The sequence below is a fragment of the Streptomyces adelaidensis genome (assembly GCF_016598475.1).
Lineage (GTDB): Bacteria > Actinomycetota > Actinomycetes > Streptomycetales > Streptomycetaceae > Streptomyces > Streptomyces adelaidensis.
This window is the reverse complement of record NZ_JAEMUX010000267.1, coordinates 1-826: the sequence shown is the minus strand read 5'-3', so window position 1 is coordinate 826 and position 826 is coordinate 1. Positions and strand designations below refer to the sequence as shown.

Below are 826 nucleotides of genomic sequence, written 5' to 3'. Positions count from 1 at the left end.
CCTGCCGGGCAGTGTGAGCAGCCCGAAGGCCTGAATCTCGCTCACCGCCCCCGCACACGTAATGCCTTCTCGCTTCGCCCCCGCCGAAGACGACGCATCCTCGACACCATGGGGAAGCGCCACGAGACCCGCCCACCATCAACGCGCCCACGAGCGCGTCCACCAACTGGACGGCTGGAAGAGCGAGTCCAGTACGCATGTGCTCCACCCCGTCCCCAGCTAGGACATCGCGTGCACGGCTCATCAGCCCGTCCACCAGCCCTCCGCTCTCGATCCGGTCTGCAATCCGGGACACAGGCCCATCACCGTCCGTAAGCAGGAGGGAAGGCCCACCATGCTCTCCGCTCCAGGGCAGAAGCCGCACCCGAGTCCGCTGCCGTCGCCCATCACGCCGCCCCCAGCCCGGCGTGGATGTTCCGGTTGTCGAGGTCCACCCCGTACATGGCACACCACAGGATGTAGCGCCGCAGCCGCTGGATCCGGGCCTTCTCCTCACGTTCGTGGGCGGCGAGGTAGGGGCGCACGAGCCCGGTGGAGGCGCCGTCGATGGGCTCGTACCAGGCTTGGACGGTGGGGGCGAGGGTGCAACGTGGGTGACGGCATTGCCGCACCGGTTCACTCAGCGAAGGCAGCGGCACGTCCAAAGGGCGGCGGGCGGCGCGGTGACGCCCGGAGGGGGCAATGAGTCTCCTGAGCCAGGAGACCACTCGCTCTACGCATGCGTCCATGGACAGACTCCTGTGAGATCGATCGAACCGAACTTGCAGGGAAGCCTTCCATGGGAATCCCATGACAGGATCTCCTGCAGATGGAATTCATCACTGTG

At 66.6% G+C, this 826-nt stretch carries 1 protein-coding gene; it reads right to left on the bottom strand.

All coding sequences use genetic code 11. From position 1 onward, the window contains the following. Positions 1–386: 386 nt before the first annotated feature. Positions 387–728, bottom strand: a complete 342-nt coding sequence (locus I8N67_RS41760; RefSeq protein ID WP_200309609.1) for a hypothetical protein — start codon at positions 726–728, stop codon at positions 387–389. Positions 729–826: the final 98 nt, after the last annotated feature.

Bases quoted from the DNA above. Each gene is read 5' to 3' on its own strand.
- I8N67_RS41760 (WP_200309609.1), bottom strand. From the start codon at position 728: ATGGACGCATGCGTAGAGCGAGTGGTCTCCTGGCTCAGGAGACTCATT.